This window comes from Pseudomonas sp. Arb-4-2C (assembly GCF_055755015.1).
The window spans coordinates 185,781-201,326 of sequence record NZ_CM146899.1 but is presented as its reverse complement, the minus strand read 5'-3'; the positions used below and the strand labels follow the sequence as shown (position 1 = coordinate 201,326).

The following is a 15,546-nucleotide window of genomic DNA, read 5'->3' as shown; positions in this document are numbered from 1 at the left end:
TTTCGCCGCCCAGCCCTTGTAGGCTCGCGCCAGATGCCTAGATTGGGGTCCTCCTTCGCACTTTCGCGACTTCCGAGGAAGCCCATGCAAACCTATCACCTGTTCATCAGCCATTCGTGGAACTACGCCCACGCTCACGACAATCTGGTACGCCTGCTCGGCGCCAAACCGGATTTCAGTTTCAAGAATTTTTCCGTGCCGCCGCACAATCCGATCCTGGGCGCGCAGACCGACAAGCAGCTCGAAGAAGCCATCGAAAACAAGATTCGTCCTTGCTCGGCGGTGCTGATCATGGCCGGGATGTATTCGACCTACAGCAAGTGGATCAACAAGGAAATCGAGATCGCCAAACGCATGGGCAAGGTGATCATCGCGATCAAGCCGTTCGGCGCCGAGCGTATTTCCGCCGTGGTGCGTGAAGCGGCGCACGCCGAATGCGCGTGGAACACCAACAGCATCATCGGTGCAATCCGTCAGCACACGGCGGTGTAACCATGCGCAAGGGACTGTTTATCGGGATTAACCATTACGACTACGTCTCACCCTTGAGCGGCTGTAACAACGACGCAATGGCCATGGCTTCGGTGCTGGAGCGTCACGCTAACGGGCGACCGAACTTCAGCAGCAAAGTGCTGACCTCAGCCGAAGAAAAACTCACGCTCAACCACATGAAACAGCAGATTCAGAGCTTGTTCTCAGGCGACTGTGACGTGGCACTGCTGTACTTCGCCGGTCACGGGCAGTTCGACACCAGCATTGACGAAGGGCTACTGATTCCCCAGGACTATCAACCTGGGGGGGACGGTATCCGCATCAGCGACGTCCTGGAATGGGCGGACAAGGCCCCGCACATCAAGAACAAAATCATCATTCTCGATTGCTGCCAGGCCGGCGCAGCAGGGGCCATGCGCAATCTGCGCGGCGGCAGCAGTGTGATCGGCGAAGGCGTGACCATTCTCACCGCCTGCAAAAAAGAACAGTACGCCCTGGAAAGTCGCGGTCATGGCGTATTCACCGACCTGCTTCTGCAAGCGCTGCACGGTGGCGCTGCCAACGTACTCGGCAAGGTCACCCCCGGGAGCGTTTACTCGTTTGTCGACAATGCGCTGGGGGCCTGGGAGCAGCGTCCGGTATTCAAGACCAATGTCTCGCAGTTCGTGCCGTTACGTGAGGTCGCCCCGCTGATTGCCGAGGAAACTCTGCGCAAACTCAAGGACTGGTTCCCCGAGCCAAGTTTCGTCTTCAGACTCGACCCCAGCTACGAGCCCACCGAAGCGCTGTTCGACCCCGAGCACGGCGACATCTTCAAGCAACTGCAAATGTGCAACCGCCACAGCCTGATCGAGCCCGTGGATGCCGAACACATGTACTACGCCGCCATGAACTCCACCGGCTGCCGCCTCACCGCCCTCGGCGCCTACTACCGCGAACTCGCCCTCAAAGGACATTTCTGATGCCCGTATTCATCAGCTACCGCCACATGGATCGCGCCCACGCCATCGCCATCAACAGCCGCCTGATCCAGGCCAACATCAAAACTTACCTCGACGTGCTCGACCCGGAATCGCAGACCACCGACGACATCACCGGCGTGATTACACGCAACATCACTGAATGCACGCACTTGCTGGCGGTGGTGTCGGAAAAGACTGCGTTGTCGTGGTGGGTGCCGTTTGAAATTGGCGAAGCGACGATCAGCAATCGCAGGATCTGCTCGTTCAAGACCGGGCCGACGGAGTTGCCGTTGTATCTGGATAAATGGCCAAAGTTGAGCACGACCAGTGATCTGGATTTCTTCATTGATGCCTATCGTGAGGAAGTGTCGAGCCAGCGTTCGATGACGCTGGATTCGAGCAACGAATCGTTCAGCGGCACCTATAAACGCAACGCCGAGATTTTCCATGAACAACTGAAAAACCGGATTCGGCGTGGTTTCTAACGCCAATCGACAGGCACAAAAAAGCCGACATCACTGTCGGCTTTTTTGTCGGTCACTGTTTCGGCGCAGGGGCCGGTGCAGCGGCTGGCGGAGCAGCGGGCGCGGGCGCCGCAACCCCCGGCTCGGCCGGTTTCGGCGCGGCGTCGTCGAACAGGTTGAGTCGTTCACGCAACTCATGTGCCGGCACTGGTTGCTGGTCCGCCGGCAGCGCATTCGGATCAACGGGCGTCGCCGGAGCAGCGCCGTTTTCTCCTTCGATAGCAGGCTTGGCCGGGTCGGCACCTTGTGAGCCTTCGATGGCCGCTTGCGCCTTCTTGGTCAGCACCACGATGTCGATCCGACGGTTGACCGGGTTGAACGGGTTTTCCTTGTCGAACAGCGCCGACGAGGCATAACCGACCACCCGCGCCACTTGCCCGTCCGGATAGCTGCCCGCCACCAGTGCACGCCGTGCGGCGTTGGCGCGGTTGGCCGAGAGCTCCCAGTTACCGAAATCGCCGGTGCCGGTGTACGGTTTGGCGTCGGTGTGGCCGCTGATGCTGATCTTGTTCGGCACCGCTTTGATGGTGTCGGCCATGGCCAGCAGGATGTCTTCGAAGTACGGTTTCAGACGTGCAGAGCCCGAGTCGAACATCGGCCGGTTCTCGGCGTCCATGATCTGGATGCGCAAGCCGTTCGGGGTGATCTCGAACAGGATCTGATCCTTGAACTTCTGCAGTTGCGGGTTCTCGTTGACCTTGTTCTGCAGTTCCTGCAGCAACAGTTCCAGGCGTTCCTTCTCGACCTGTTCGGCCATGCCTTCGACCTGCTCAGTGTCGACCGTGACCTTGTCCGGTTGCGGCTGCGACTTCACCTCAGGGTTGAGGGTGTTTTCCGGCGCCAGGGTCGGTGTACCGCCCAGGTCGATGATGTACGGCGTGCCGCTTTCAGAGAAGCCGACCGGATCCTTGAAGTAACCGGCGATGGCGATCTTCTGTTCCGGCGTTGCGGTGGACAGCAGCCACAACACCAGGAAGAACGCCATCATCGCCGTGGCGAAGTCGGCGAAGGCGATTTTCCACGCTCCGCCGTGATGCCCGCCGGCTATGCGCTTGACGCGCTTGATGATAATCGGCTGATTATTTTCCATGGCTTAGCGACCGCGAACGGCTTGTTCCAGCTCGGCAAAGCTTGGACGGTGGGCCGGGTACAGCACCTTGCGCCCGAACTCGACTGCCAGCGATGGCGGCATGCCGGAAGCCGACGCCACCAGGGAAGCCTTGATCGCCTCGTAGACGTTCAGTTCTTCCTTGGCATCGTGGGCCAGGGAATGCGCCAACGGGCCGAAGAAACCGTACGCCGCGAGAATACCGAAGAAGGTACCGACCAGTGCCGCACCGACGTGCAGACCGATGGATTTCTGATCGCCCTCACCCAACGACGCCATGGTCACCACGATACCCAGTACCGCCGCGACGATACCGAAACCCGGCATGGCGTCGGCAATGCCGTTCACCGCGTGGGATGGATGCTCGAGGTCTTCCTTGAGGCTGTAGAGTTCCATGTCGAACAGGCCTTCCAGCTCATGCGGAGCCATGTTGCCGGAGGACATGATGCGCAGGTAATCGCAGATGAACGCGGTCATGCGCTCGTCTTTGAGCACGGCCGGGTACTTGGCGAAGATCGGGCTCGCGGCGGCGTCTTCGATGTCGCCTTCGATGGCCATCATGCCTTCGCGGCGGCTCTTGTTGAGGATCTCGTAGATCAGGCCCAGCACTTCGAGATAGAAGGTGTGGCTGAAACGCGAACTGAACATGCTCAGGGATTTCTTGAGCACGTGCATCGTCATGTAACCGGGGTTGGCCTGCAGGAATGCACCGAGGGCCGCACCACCGATGATCATCACCTCGAAGGGCTGGATCAGGGCGGCAATTTTGCCGTGGGAGAGCACGTATCCGCCGAGCACGCTCGCGAATACGACGATGATGCCGATAATTTTAGCCATAGGTAGAAAGTACTTACTGAGTCGGGTTCAAGGTCATATTCGGAAGTTAAAAAATCTCTTCTTCTACTTATCGGCAAAACTGCGCCAGACTATAGCCAGTTCAGGCGAAAAGCCAATTTAGCCCATGCCGGGCGCGTCTACAGTCAGTGAAGATCTCGTCCAGACATGGCTAATGAAACGAACGTCCCACACGCAAAACCGACCACACTCGAAGGCTGGGTAAAGCTGCTCGATAGCGTGCGCCTGCCGGTTCCGCAAGAAGCTCACGACAAGGTTTGCCGGGCGATTCGCGATAACCGCAGCTCGCTGCGCGACATCGCCGACCTGATGCAGGACAGTCCGGCACTGGCCTTGAGCATCATTCGTGAGGCCAATCGTCACACCCACGGCACCATGGCCGCACCGGCGGAAAATCTCGAGGTGGCGATCAACCGCCTGGGCCTGGCGCGTACCGAGGAATTGCTCGCGCGCCTGCCCGTCGAACCGCAGATGCAGATTCCCCAGGCCTTGCGCCAACTGCAAATGATCAGCCAGCACGCCACGCAACAGGCCAACGGTTTTTTCGCCAGTCGCCTGGCGCGGCTGTGGCAGGACATCCATTGGGGCAGCCTGTTGTTTCTCTCGCCGTTATGGCCGCTGGCGCTGACGTTTCCACAGTTGCTCGAAGAGTGGGAGCTGCGGGTCATCCACAAGGGCGAGTCGGCCCCGGTGGTCGAGAAGCAACTGTTTGGCGTGCGCCTGCTGAGAATCGCCGAGGCGCTGGTGCAAGTCTGGCACCTGCCGATCTGGGTGCAGCAAGGCTATAAGCTGCTGCTCAGCGAACAACGCGAACTGGTCAAAGTGCTGCGCATCGCCCGCGACAGCGAACACCCGCTGCGCCAGCAGAACCGCCTCGATGACGATCCGACCCTGCGTCGCTGGCTCAATCAGCCAGCCAACACCGTGCTGCTGGCCAACGGCCTGGCGCTGTCGGCGCAACAGGCCTGGGACAGTCCGCACAGCGAACGCTGGCAATATCTGACCAGCCTTTATCTGCAGATTTCGATGGACGAGGTGCAACAACAATTGCACCAGCAAGCTGCCAACAGTGCGCGTCAGCATGCAATGCCCGATCTGTGGCACCCGGCCGTTTCATTATTATGGCCGTGGGGCACCCATCGTTTGCCGGCCGGAATGCTGCCGGCGGCCGCACCGAGTACCGAGGATCTGGCGAATTGGCGCCGGCAATGCGCCGAACTGCTGGCCGAGCCGAGCCGCTTCACCAATGCCATGAGCCTGACCGTCGCGGCGCGCGATGCCCTGGTTGCCAGCGGTATGCGCCGGGTGATGATTCTGATGGCCGATCGCACACAGTCCAATCTGCGTGTGCACCAGACCTTCAGCCTGCCGAAAGAAGCCGCCGCGCTGAATTTTGTCGTCAGTCAGAGCAAAGTCCTGCAACGATTGCTCGCGCAGCAGGCACAAGTGCGGATCAACCCCGAAAACAACGCACAATTCTCCGCCCTGCTGCCGCCGGGCCTGCGTTCGCTGTTTCGTGGCGAACACCTGTTCCTGCGCTCGCTGGTCAATAATGGGCGGGTAATCATGATCGTCGTGGCTGATCAGGGCGGCGGGCCATTCGCCGACATCACGGTGCAGGCTTTCGGCAAAACCGCGCAGTGCATCGAAAAAGCCCTGCACAGCTTTAGCAGCCGTGGCCGATGAGGCTGCGCTACAATCCCCCCCTTTGTGCTCTGGAGACCTCACATGTCTGACTTCTCTGGCTTGCCGCTCGTCATCGAGCCGAGCGACCTGCTCCCGCGTCTCGATTCCCCTGAACTGATTCTGGTGGATCTGACCAGCCCTGCCCGGTATGCCGAAGGTCACCTTCCCGGCGCACGCTTTGTCGACCCGAAACGCACCCAGCTCGGCCAGCCGCCGGCGCCGGGACTGCTGCCGGCCAAGGCCGATCTGGAAGCCTTGTTCGGTGAACTGGGCCATCGTCAGGACGCGGTCTACGTGGTTTATGACGACGAGGGCGGCGGCTGGGCCGGGCGCTTCATCTGGCTGCTCGACGTGATCGGTCACGACCGGTACCACTACGTCGATGGTGGTCTGCCGGCGTGGCTGGAGGCTGGCATGCCGATGTCGATCCAGGTGCCGCCTGCGGCGGGCGGCCCGATAGCGCTGAGCATTCACGAAGAGCCAACCGCCACTCGCGAATACCTGCAAAGCCGTCTCGGCGCCGCCGATCTGGCGATCTGGGATGCCCGCGGGCCATTGGAGTACTCCGGCGAGAAGGTGTTGGCCGCCAAGGGTGGGCACATCCCCGGCGCGGTCAATTTCGAGTGGACCGCCGGCATGGACAAGGCCCGTCAGTTGCGCATTCGCGCAGACATGCCGCAGATCCTCGAAGACCTCGGGATCACCAAGGACAAAGAAATCATTACCCACTGCCAGACCCATCACCGGTCGGGCTTCACTTATCTGGTGGCCAAGTCCCTCGGTTATCCGCGGGTCAAGGGCTACGCCGGTTCCTGGGGCGAGTGGGGCAACCACCCTGATACGCCTGTCGAGATTTAAGGTTTTTAAGGACAACTAATGAAAGAGCGTCTGTTTATCCTCAGCCAGTACCTGCTGCCTCATCATCTGCTGTCGCGCCTGGCCGGCTGCATTGCCGAGTGCCGCGTGCGCTGGTTCAAAAATGCCTTCACCCAGTGGTTCGCCAAGCGTTACCAGGTGGACATGTCGCAAGCGCTGGTCGAAGACCTGACCGCTTACGAGCACTTCAACGCCTTCTTCACCCGTGCCCTGAAAGACGGCGCGCGTCCACTGGACGAAACGCCGGGTGCGATCCTCAGCCCGGCCGACGGTGCAGTCAGCCAGCTCGGCCCGATCGAACACGGTCGTGTGTTCCAGGCCAAGGGCCACAGCTTCAGCGTGCTGGAACTGCTGGGCGGTGACGCGGCCAATGCAGCACCGTTCATGGGCGGCGACTTCGCCACCATCTACCTGTCGCCGAAGGACTACCACCGCGTGCACATGCCGCTGGCCGGCACCCTGCGCGAGATGGTCTACATCCCGGGCCGGATCTTCTCGGTCAACCAGACCACCGCCGAAAACGTTCCGGAACTGTTCGCCCGCAACGAGCGTGTGGCGTGCATTTTCGACACCGAGCGCGGCCCGATGGCGGTTGTACTGGTGGGCGCAATGATCGTTGCTTCGATCGAAACCGTGTGGGCCGGCCTGGTCACGCCGCCAAAGCGTGAACTGAAAACCTTCCGCTACGACGAAGCCGCCCGTGCGCCGATCCATCTGGAAAAAGGCGCTGAACTGGGCCGCTTCAAGCTGGGTTCGACCGCGATCGTGCTGTTCGGGCCAGATCAGGTGAAATGGGCTGAAGAACTCGCCGCTGGTTCGCCAGTGCAGATGGGCCAAGGCCTGGCACTGCCACAAGCCTGATTCGTCTTCGGTGAGAGCGGCTTCGGCCGCTCCCACCGATTGCTGTAATTGCTGCTATGGTTTTTGGCATGAGCCAGACCATCTCCCCTCCGCTGCTAAACGCCCCGACTCCAACGCAGTCACGCCTGTCGTTCTGCGAAGCCACCCCGCGCGACCTCAAACGCTGGATCGCCGGCCTGCCCAAGGCCAACATCGGTGAAACCGCCCGCCAGTTGTACCAAGGCCTGGGCGAACTCAACCTATTGCTCACCCCCAGCGACAATCGCCTGCAGTTGCTGGAGCTGCTGCGTCCCGAGGTGTATTTCGTCTGCCAGCATCTGGAGCGGCACTTCCTGCATCAGGCGATCATGCTCGATGATCGTTCGCGCAAGATCAGCAACCTGTGCCAGGCGCTGCAAAGTCAGTTGGCCATCGGCTACAAACAGATCGTTCTGCGCATTGCCCCCAAGTACCACAAGGATCGCGCGACGCTGGTCAGTCAGGCCCTGCAACGGGCCGCCCATGCACTCAAGAGGCAACTGCTGCGGGCCGCGCAGCTGTATAGCCCGGCGCCGGAGCAGCTTTGGTTCGAGCTGCATCAGTTGTATCGCTGCGCCTGCGGATTGCAGCTGCAACAACGCCGGGTGCATGACGACCTGGCGAGCCTGAGCACCGAACTGAGTCTGGAGCAGACCTACATTGCCGCCCTGCTGCTGGGCAGCGCCCGCTGCAATCAACTGCGGCAGAACCAGATCGCCCGGCTGGGCGAAGTGCTGGAACCGTGGAGCGCCCTGCTCAAGCTGCACCCTGGCAGCCCGGACGATGGCCTGTTCGCCATCAGCGCCGAACTGGACGCCGGCCCGCGCTACCGCAGCATGTTCCGCAAAGAACAGCAGGGCGCCCTGCTCGGTTTCAATCCGCAGCCGCTGGTGAATGTCATCGAAGCGCATTTGCTGCATCAGGAAACGTCGACGCCACTGCCCATCCCGTCGGGACTGAGCCTCGACACCCTGCAGCATCTGCACGCCAGTTGGGGCCAGGCCGCCGAGCGCAGTTTTCAGCGCACTGTCGGCCAGGGCAACCTGACCGTGTGCGTGGGCATGAGCGCCCTGCACTTCTATCTGGGCGGCGAGCGCACCTTCAGCGAACTGCTCAAACACCCCGGTGCCCGCGCGGCAAACTTCAGCAGCGCCGTGGCCCAAGGTGAAAAAGACAGCTGGAGCCAGGCCTTCGACGCCGCCCCGCAGAGCAAGGCGGATGAGTTTCTGCCCTATGAAGAAATCCAGTACGACCATCTCGGCGAGGACGAAAGCCAGACCGACCACACACCGCACTACCCGACCTACACGTTACCGGTGATCAACCACAGCCCCGGCGGTTATTGCCTGGGGTGGCCGAGTGAAGTGCCCGCCGAGTTGCAGGCCGGGGAGATGGTCGGGATTCAGGACAGTTCGAATCAGGGCTGGAGCATTGCGGTAGTCCGCTGGATTCGTCAGGTACGCGGCAGCGGGCCGCAAATGGGCATTGAACTGGTGGCACCGCACGCCGAACCCTGCGGCTTGCAACTGGTGCGCTCGCAGGACGATCACAGTCACTATTTACGCGGCCTGTTGCTGCCAGAGATCAGCGCCATCGACTTGCCCGCAACCTTGCTGGCCCCACGCTTGCCGTTTCAGGAAGGCAATAAAGTGCTGATCAACACCCACGGCGAAGAACACCGCGCCGGACTGGATCGACGGGTGGCGAGTACGCACAGCTTCAATCAGTTTGCCTATCGCTCGCTGGAGGCCGCGCGCAATGGCGGGAGCGAGGAGGATTTCGATTCGTTGTGGAAGTCGCTTTAGATCGAGTTGAGCCCTTCGCGAGCAAGCCCGCTCCCACAGGAGACCGAATTCCAATGTGGGAGCGGGCTTGCTCGCGAAGAGGCCCGTTCAGACAGCAGAGACTTCAGAGTTCCCCGTCACGGTCGCGAAAGCCCAGCAGGTACAACACACCATCCAGCCCAAGCGTGGAGATCGCCTGCTTGGCCGACTGCTTGACCAACGGCTTGGCCCGGAACGCCACACCCAGACCGGCAATCGCCAGCATCGGCAGGTCATTCGCGCCATCGCCCACCGCAATGGTCTGCTCCAGACGCAAGCCTTCCTTGTGCGCCAGCTCCTTCAGCAGATCAGCCTTGCGCTGCGCGTCGACAATCGGCTCGATCGCCACGCCGGTGCACTTGCCGTCGACCACTTCCAGTTCGTTGGCGAACACGTAGTCGATGCCGAGCCTGGCCTGCAGTTGCTTGGCGAAGTAGGTGAAGCCGCCAGACAGGATCGCCGTCTTGTAACCCAGACGCTTGAGTTCGGCGAACAGGGTTTCGGCGCCTTCGGTCAACCGCAGCGACGCGCCGATCGAGTCCAGCACGCTGACGTCCAGGCCCTTGAGCAGCGCCAGACGTTCCTTGAAGCTGGCGCGAAAATCCAGCTCGCCGGCCATGGCGCGCTCGGTGATGGCCGAGACTTGCTCGCCCACGCCGGCCGCCTTGGCCAGTTCATCGATGACTTCGGCTTCGATCAGCGTCGAGTCCATGTCGAACACCGCCAGACGCCGGTTGCGGCGGAACAGCGAATCTTCCTGAAAGGCGATATCGACGTTCAGCTCTTGGGCGACGCTGAGGAATTCAGCGCGCAGGGCCTGCGGGTCAGCCGCTTCGCCCCGCACGGAGAACTCGATGCAGCCCTTGCCCTTGTCCTCCGGCGTGTCCAGCGGCATGCGACCCGACAGACGGTCGATATGATCGATGTTCAGGCCATATTTGGCAGTGATCGAGCTGACCGCCTGCAATTGGCCGGCGGTCACCTTGCGGGTCAACAGGGTGACGATGTGGCGTTTCTTGCCCTGATTGCCCACCCACTGCTGGTAATCCTCTTCGGACACCGGGGTGAAGCGCACCTGCTGATCGAGCTCGTAACCCTTGAACAGGATGTCCTTGAGCACGGCCTTGGCCTGCTCGGAGTCGGGGATCTCGACCAGGATGCCGAACGACAGGGTGTCGTGGATCACCGCCTGACCGATGTCGAGGATGTTCACACCACCCTGGGCCAGAACGCCGGTAATGGCCGCAGTCAGACCCGGACGGTCGACTCCCGTGATGTTAATCAGGACGATTTCGCGCAACGCGCACCCCCGCAGCTGGAAAAAAATCGCATTCTACCCACTTTCAGTGACCATCGGGCACCGCGAGCGCTTTGCCGGCCTAGGGCCTGTCGCTATACTGCGCGTCAACTTCACGGACAAAAGAGCCGAGCTCAGTGAACCGGCCCACGCCAGTTAAAACCGATAACTTCTTCCTGCTGATCTTCCGTGCACTGCGTCATCGCCGTGTGCCGATTGCATTGCGCATTGCCAGCCATAACGTGATCCTGGTCGCTCTGGCCCTGGTGATCTATGCCGGGGTGATGGGCTTGCAGTTCAAGCAGGCCATGCACGAGCAGGCCGATGCGCTGGGCGAAAGCCTGACCACGCAGACCGCCACCTCCGCCACTGAACTGTTGGTGTCCAACGACATCCTCAGCCTCAACGTGCTGCTCAACAACCTGACCAAGAACAAACTGGTGGCCCATGCGGCTATCTATAGCGTGGACAACCGCATCCTCGCCGAATCCGGTCAGCGCCCCAAGCACAGCCTGCTGGGCGAAGCCGAAGGCATGTACGAGAGCAAGATCACCTTCCAGGACGTGACCGCCGGGCAACTGCGCATCAGCCTGGACATGGATCAGTTTCAGCAGCCGATGACCATCAGCCTGCAGAGCATGGGCATTCTCAGTGCAATCCTGTTGGCGCTGTCGCTGGCCTTGAGCCTGCGCATGGGCCGCTATCTGTCCACGCCGCTGCTGCAATTGCGCGTGTGGCTGCGCAACATCGATGAATACACCCCGGGCACCGACCGTCAGGACGAGATCGGCGACCTGGCGCGTCAGCTGCACGCCAACTTCGCTCCGGAACCAGCGCCGAAACCCGAGCCCGAGCCGGAACCCGAGTTCGAAGAAGAGGATGAGCCGGAGTTCGAAGTGCGCAACCTGCGTGACCCGAGCTTTGACGAAACCCGTCCGTTGGCTGCGCAAAAGCCTGCACCACGCCACGTTGTCAGCACTGTCGAAGACGATGAAGACGACGACGCGTTTGCCGATCTGCGCGACGAATCACTGGATCAAGCGCCACAACCGGTCGCGCGCAAGGCCACGCCGAGCGTGCCGCAACACAGTGCGGTGCTTGCCGTGCAACTGGGGTCGCAGGAACAACTGCGTCGCCTGCCGCGTGCACGCCTGGAAGAATTGCTTGAGCGCTATCGCGATTGCCTCGATCAGGCGGCTTCGCTGTATCAGGGCGAAATCGAAACCCTGAACGATGGCAGCACGCTGATGCTGTTCCACACCGAAGACAGCGGCGACGACTACCTGACCAACGCGATCTGCTGCGGCGAGTTGCTGCGGGCACTGGGCCATCAACTGCAGATCGAAGTCGCCGACAGCGGCATCACCCTGCAATTGCAGCTGGGCCTGACCTTGGGCGATGAGCTGTTCGGTCTGAGCCAGATCGACCTGCTGCTGACCGACTCGGCTCAGGATGCCCTGGCCCTGTCGCAGCACAGCCGCAACCTGCTGCTGGTCGAGCGCAAGATTGGTGACGATGCGCTGATTCGCCAGCGTGCACGGATCCGCCCGATCGCCAGCCCTGAAGGGGCTTGCTGCGTGGAGCGTTTGATGGAGCCTTATCCCTCGATGCTCGAACGGCAACTGGCGCGGATGCATGAACGCCGGGCGTAAGCCTTAAGCCAGATGCAAAAAAGCCCGCAGACAAGTGATTGTCTGCGGGCTTTTTTGTTGCCTGTCAGGACCTCATCGCGAGCAGGCTCACTCCTACAGGGGATTTGTGTGCAACCAGAACCCCTGTAGGAGTGAGCCTGCTCGCGATAGGGCCAGCACTGACGACGAAAGATCTCCAGCCCCCAGACACAACAAAGCCCGCACAAGGCGGGCTCTGTTCTGTCTCGTTCCTGCGTTAGAAGCGGAACACTTCCATATCAGTACGAATCGGCGAGGCCATCGGAATCTTCGGCTGCTTCTCGGATTCCGCTGCCGGCGCTGCCGGTTTTGGTGCCGCTTTACGTGGAGCTTCAGCCACCGGAGGCTGGTTGGACAATGGTTTAAGCGCCACCGACAACTGCTCGGCCAGACGCTGCAGCAAAATGCCTTGTGCCTGAACCTGCGAAGCCGTCGTGCCCGCGTGCAGCTCTTGCAGATGGACGATACGGTTATCGCGCACCTGACCACGGCGGTCGATCAGGCGCCATTGTGCATCGAGAATCGCCGGTTGCTTCTCACCGGAGTCCAGGCGCGTGATGGTCAGCAACACCTGCACATCCGGGGTAAAACCCAGGGTGGCCGGTGCCAGCACCACACGTTGGCTGTCGAGATGACCGGCAACCTGACGCATTAGCAATTGATCGATATCCGACGAAAGGCTGCCCGCCCAGCGACCGTCGGTCGAGGCTTGCAGGCTGCCGTCCGGTTGACGTTGCAGCAGGGTTTCACGTTGCAGGTAATCAGCGATGACTACCGGGCCCAACAAAACCGCCATGCCTGTGCTTTGCGCAGGCTGAGCCGGACTTCCGCTGTCCAGCTGATACAGCGACACCGGCTGGTGAACGCTGCAACCCGCCAGGCCAAGAACGCCGGCGAGCAGGAAAATAAGGGGGCGCAGAGAGGTCATCATCCCGTCCAGGTGGCCGCCACAAGGCTGACCACAGTGAAAATACTCAATAAATATGAAGAACGCTCGGCCACGCCGGCGCTTGGAAAGGCCATATCATCCGTGAATATGCGTTCCGACTCCAGCGCCAAAGCGTCGATCTACGCGTTAAATCGTAGATCGAACGCTCTAGGGCGCCTAATTGAGGTTTTCGACGAGCAGCGCATCCACCCTCTGGAAGCCCCTTGGCAGCTTATTGCCACGCCGGCCACGTTCACCTTTGTAGTGTTCGAGGTCGTCGGCCTTCAGCGACAGGGTCCGTTTTCCGGCCTGCAGCATCAAGGTGGCGCCTTCCGGAATGACGGCGATGTCCGTGACATATTCTTCGCGACTGGCCACGCGTTCACCGGAAATCCCGATGATCTTGTTGCCCTTGCCCTTACCCAATTGTGGCAGATCGCTGATCTTGAAGATCAGCAGGCGACCTTCGGTCGTGACCGAGGCCAGCCAGTTCTGCTCACGATCGGCCACCGGGCGCGGCGCGATGACCTTGGCATTGTTCGGCAGGCTCAACAGGGCCTTGCCGGCCTTGTTCTTGGCTTGCAGGTCTTCGCCTTTGACCACGAAACCGTAACCGGCGTCGGAGGCGATCACGTACAACGCATCGTCTTCCGGCATCAGCACGCACTCGAACGTGGCGCCGGGCGGAGGCGTCAGGCGGCCGGTCAACGGCTCGCCCTGGCCGCGGGCCGATGGCAAGGTGTGCGCGGCCACCGAGTAGCTGCGGCCAGTGGAGTCGATAAACACCGCAAACTGGTTGGAACGCCCCGCTGCCGAAGTCTTGAAGCCGTCGCCAGCCTTGTACGACAGGCCGGTGGCATCGATGTCGTGGCCCTTGGCCGAGCGGATCCAGCCTTTCTCGGACAGGACGACGGTGACTTTCTCGTTCGGCAGCAGATCATGCTCGGTCAGCGCCTTGGCTTCAGCACGCTCGACGATTGGCGAGCGACGGTCATCACCGTAGGTTTCGGCGTCTTTCAACAGCTCGGTGCGCACCAGCTTCTTCAGCTTGGCTTCGCTGCCCAGCAGCGCTTGCAGCTTGGCTTGTTCCTTGAGCAGTTCGTCCTGCTCGTCACGCAGCTTCATCTCTTCCAGGCGCGCCAATTGACGCAGGCGGGTGTCGAGGATGTAGTCGGCCTGGATTTCGCTGAGGGCAAAGCGCTCGATCAGCTTGGCTTTCGGATGCTCCTCGGTACGGATGATGTGGATCACTTCATCCAGGTTGAGGTAGGCGATCAGCAAACCGTCCAACAGGTGCAGGCGACGCTCGACCTTGTCGAGGCGGAATTGCAGGCGGCGACGCACGGTCAGCACGCGGAACTCCAGCCATTCGACCAGCAAGGCACGCAGGTTTTTCAGCTGCGGCTTGCCGTCCAGACCGATGATGTTGACGTTGACCCGGTAGGTCGACTCCAGCTCGGTGCTGGCGAACAGGTGCTGCATCAACGCTTCGTGATCGACGCGGCTGTTGACCGGGATGATCACGATGCGGCACGGGTTTTCGTGGTCGGACTCATCGCGCAGGTCAGCGATCTGCGGTGCTTTCGACGGTTTGGCCTGCATCAGTGCAGCGATCTGCTCCAGCACCTTGGCCCCGGAAACCTGATGCGGCAGCGCGGTGACGATGATGTCGCCATCCTCGACGTGGTACACGGCGCGCATGCGCACCGAGCCCTTGCCGGTTTCGTACATTTTCAGCAGGTCGGCGCGCGGTGTGATGATTTCCGCTTCGGTCGGATAGTCCGGGCCTTGAATATGCTCGCAGAGCTGCTCGACCGTGGCTTTCGGCTCATCGAGCAGGCGCACGCAGGCAGTGGCGACTTCGCGCAGGTTGTGCGGCGGTACGTCGGTGGCCATGCCCACGGCGATACCGGTGGTGCCGTTGAGCAGGATGTTCGGCAAACGTGCCGGCAACACCAGCGGCTCCTGGAGGGTGCCGTCGAAGTTCGGCCCCCAGTCAGCGGTGCCCTGGCCCAGTTCGCTGAGCAGCACTTCGGAATAACGCGACAGCCGCGCTTCGGTGTAACGCATGGCGGCGAAGGACTTCGGATCGTCCGGCGCCCCCCAGTTGCCCTGGCCGTCGACCAGCGTGTAGCGATAGCTGAATGGCTGGGCCATCAGCACCATCGCTTCGTAGCACGCCGAGTCGCCGTGCGGGTGGAACTTGCCGAGCACGTCGCCGACGGTACGCGCCGATTTCTTGTGCTTGGAGTCGGCGTCCAGCCCCAGCTCGCTCATGGCGTAGACGATACGCCGCTGTACCGGTTTCAGGCCGTCGCCGATATGCGGCAGAGCACGGTCCATGATCACGTACATGGAGTAGTTGAGGTAGGCATTTTCGGTGAAGTCAGCCAGCGAGCGGCGTTCTACACCGTCCAGGCTGAGATCAAGGGAGTCGCTCATGCGG

General features: G+C 61.3%; 13 protein-coding genes. 8 read left to right on the top strand and 5 right to left on the bottom strand.

The annotated features are described in order from the left end of the window. The first annotated feature begins 84 nt into the window (after positions 1–84). From AC0J41_RS00830 to AC0J41_RS00820, 3 genes are read left to right on the top strand one after another with little or no spacing between them, the layout of a single operon-like run. A complete protein-coding gene (locus tag AC0J41_RS00830) occupies positions 85–492 on the top strand; it encodes a TIR domain-containing protein (protein ID WP_102358172.1) in 408 nt (135 codons plus the stop codon). 2 nt (positions 493–494) lie between these two features. After that, on the top strand, positions 495–1,454 hold the full coding sequence (locus AC0J41_RS00825) for a caspase family protein (protein WP_025110160.1): 960 nt from the start codon (positions 495–497) through the stop codon (positions 1,452–1,454). Continuing rightward, on the top strand, positions 1,454–1,939 hold the full coding sequence (locus tag AC0J41_RS00820; protein ID WP_473014312.1) for a toll/interleukin-1 receptor domain-containing protein: 486 nt from the start codon (positions 1,454–1,456) through the stop codon (positions 1,937–1,939). The genes AC0J41_RS00825 and AC0J41_RS00820 overlap by 1 nt, the downstream gene beginning before the upstream one ends. A 52-nt stretch (positions 1,940–1,991) precedes the next feature. Here AC0J41_RS00820 and motB read toward each other — a convergent pair whose 3' ends face one another. Together motB and motA are read right to left on the bottom strand one after the other, a co-directional pair. Next, positions 1,992–3,068, bottom strand: a complete 1,077-nt coding sequence (gene motB / locus AC0J41_RS00815) for a flagellar motor protein MotB (protein ID WP_473014311.1) — start codon at positions 3,066–3,068, stop codon at positions 1,992–1,994. 3 nt (positions 3,069–3,071) lie between these two features. Then, positions 3,072–3,923 (bottom strand): flagellar motor stator protein MotA, encoded by an 852-nt coding sequence (motA, locus tag AC0J41_RS00810; RefSeq protein WP_007952169.1) that lies wholly within the window; start codon positions 3,921–3,923, stop codon positions 3,072–3,074. A gap of 165 nt (positions 3,924–4,088) precedes the next feature. Between motA and AC0J41_RS00805 the strand changes: the two genes are divergently transcribed. The 4 genes from AC0J41_RS00805 to AC0J41_RS00790 all read left to right on the top strand — a co-directional run bounded on the left by AC0J41_RS00805 (position 4,089) and on the right by AC0J41_RS00790 (position 9,187). After that, positions 4,089–5,627: an HDOD domain-containing protein gene (locus tag AC0J41_RS00805; RefSeq protein ID WP_473014310.1), complete on the top strand. Its 1,539-nt coding sequence runs from the start codon at positions 4,089–4,091 to the stop codon at positions 5,625–5,627. Between the two features lie 42 nt (positions 5,628–5,669). Continuing rightward, a complete protein-coding gene (gene rhdA / locus AC0J41_RS00800; RefSeq protein WP_473014309.1) occupies positions 5,670–6,485 on the top strand; it encodes a thiosulfate sulfurtransferase in 816 nt (271 codons plus the stop codon). An 18-nt stretch (positions 6,486–6,503) separates the two neighbouring features. Beyond that, positions 6,504–7,364 carry an archaetidylserine decarboxylase gene (gene asd / locus AC0J41_RS00795; RefSeq protein ID WP_025110165.1) on the top strand — a complete coding sequence of 287 codons (861 nt, stop codon included), beginning with the start codon at positions 6,504–6,506 and terminating at the stop codon, positions 7,362–7,364. Positions 7,365–7,432: 68 nt separating this feature from the next. Continuing rightward, entirely contained in the window at positions 7,433–9,187 is a 1,755-nt protein-coding gene (locus AC0J41_RS00790) for a molecular chaperone (protein ID WP_473014308.1), read from the top strand. A 103-nt stretch (positions 9,188–9,290) separates the two neighbouring features. Here the strand turns inward: AC0J41_RS00790 and serB are convergent, their stop codons facing one another. After that, positions 9,291–10,505, bottom strand: a complete 1,215-nt coding sequence (gene serB / locus AC0J41_RS00785; protein WP_025110167.1) for a phosphoserine phosphatase SerB — start codon at positions 10,503–10,505, stop codon at positions 9,291–9,293. A 134-nt stretch (positions 10,506–10,639) separates the two neighbouring features. Between serB and AC0J41_RS00780 the strand changes: the two genes are divergently transcribed. Continuing rightward, positions 10,640–12,154 carry an AhpA/YtjB family protein gene (locus tag AC0J41_RS00780; RefSeq protein WP_473014307.1) on the top strand — a complete coding sequence of 505 codons (1,515 nt, stop codon included), beginning with the start codon at positions 10,640–10,642 and terminating at the stop codon, positions 12,152–12,154. Between the two features lie 235 nt (positions 12,155–12,389). Here the strand turns inward: AC0J41_RS00780 and AC0J41_RS00775 are convergent, their stop codons facing one another. Both AC0J41_RS00775 and parC read right to left on the bottom strand, forming a co-directional pair. Further along, entirely contained in the window at positions 12,390–13,100 is a 711-nt protein-coding gene (locus AC0J41_RS00775; RefSeq protein WP_025110169.1) for a PqiC family protein, read from the bottom strand. 177 nt (positions 13,101–13,277) lie between these two features. After that, complete coding sequence (gene parC, locus AC0J41_RS00770) at positions 13,278–15,542, bottom strand: DNA topoisomerase IV subunit A (protein WP_473014306.1); 2,265 nt, start codon at positions 15,540–15,542, stop codon at positions 13,278–13,280. Positions 15,543–15,546 lie beyond the last annotated feature (4 nt).

Coding starts and splice junctions, on each gene's coding strand:
- AC0J41_RS00830 (WP_102358172.1), top strand. CDS start 85: ATGCAAACCTATCACCTGTTCATCAGCCATTCGTGGAACTACGCCCAC.
- AC0J41_RS00825 (WP_025110160.1), top strand. CDS start 495: ATGCGCAAGGGACTGTTTATCGGGATTAACCATTACGACTACGTCTCA.
- AC0J41_RS00820 (WP_473014312.1), top strand. CDS start 1,454: ATGCCCGTATTCATCAGCTACCGCCACATGGATCGCGCCCACGCCATC.
- motB (WP_473014311.1), bottom strand. CDS start 3,068: ATGGAAAATAATCAGCCGATTATCATCAAGCGCGTCAAGCGCATAGCC.
- motA (WP_007952169.1), bottom strand. CDS start 3,923: ATGGCTAAAATTATCGGCATCATCGTCGTATTCGCGAGCGTGCTCGGC.
- AC0J41_RS00805 (WP_473014310.1), top strand. CDS start 4,089: ATGGCTAATGAAACGAACGTCCCACACGCAAAACCGACCACACTCGAA.
- rhdA (WP_473014309.1), top strand. CDS start 5,670: ATGTCTGACTTCTCTGGCTTGCCGCTCGTCATCGAGCCGAGCGACCTG.
- asd (WP_025110165.1), top strand. CDS start 6,504: ATGAAAGAGCGTCTGTTTATCCTCAGCCAGTACCTGCTGCCTCATCAT.
- AC0J41_RS00790 (WP_473014308.1), top strand. CDS start 7,433: ATGAGCCAGACCATCTCCCCTCCGCTGCTAAACGCCCCGACTCCAACG.
- AC0J41_RS00775 (WP_025110169.1), bottom strand. CDS start 13,100: ATGACCTCTCTGCGCCCCCTTATTTTCCTGCTCGCCGGCGTTCTTGGC.
- parC (WP_473014306.1), bottom strand. CDS start 15,542: ATGAGCGACTCCCTTGATCTCAGCCTGGACGGTGTAGAACGCCGCTCG.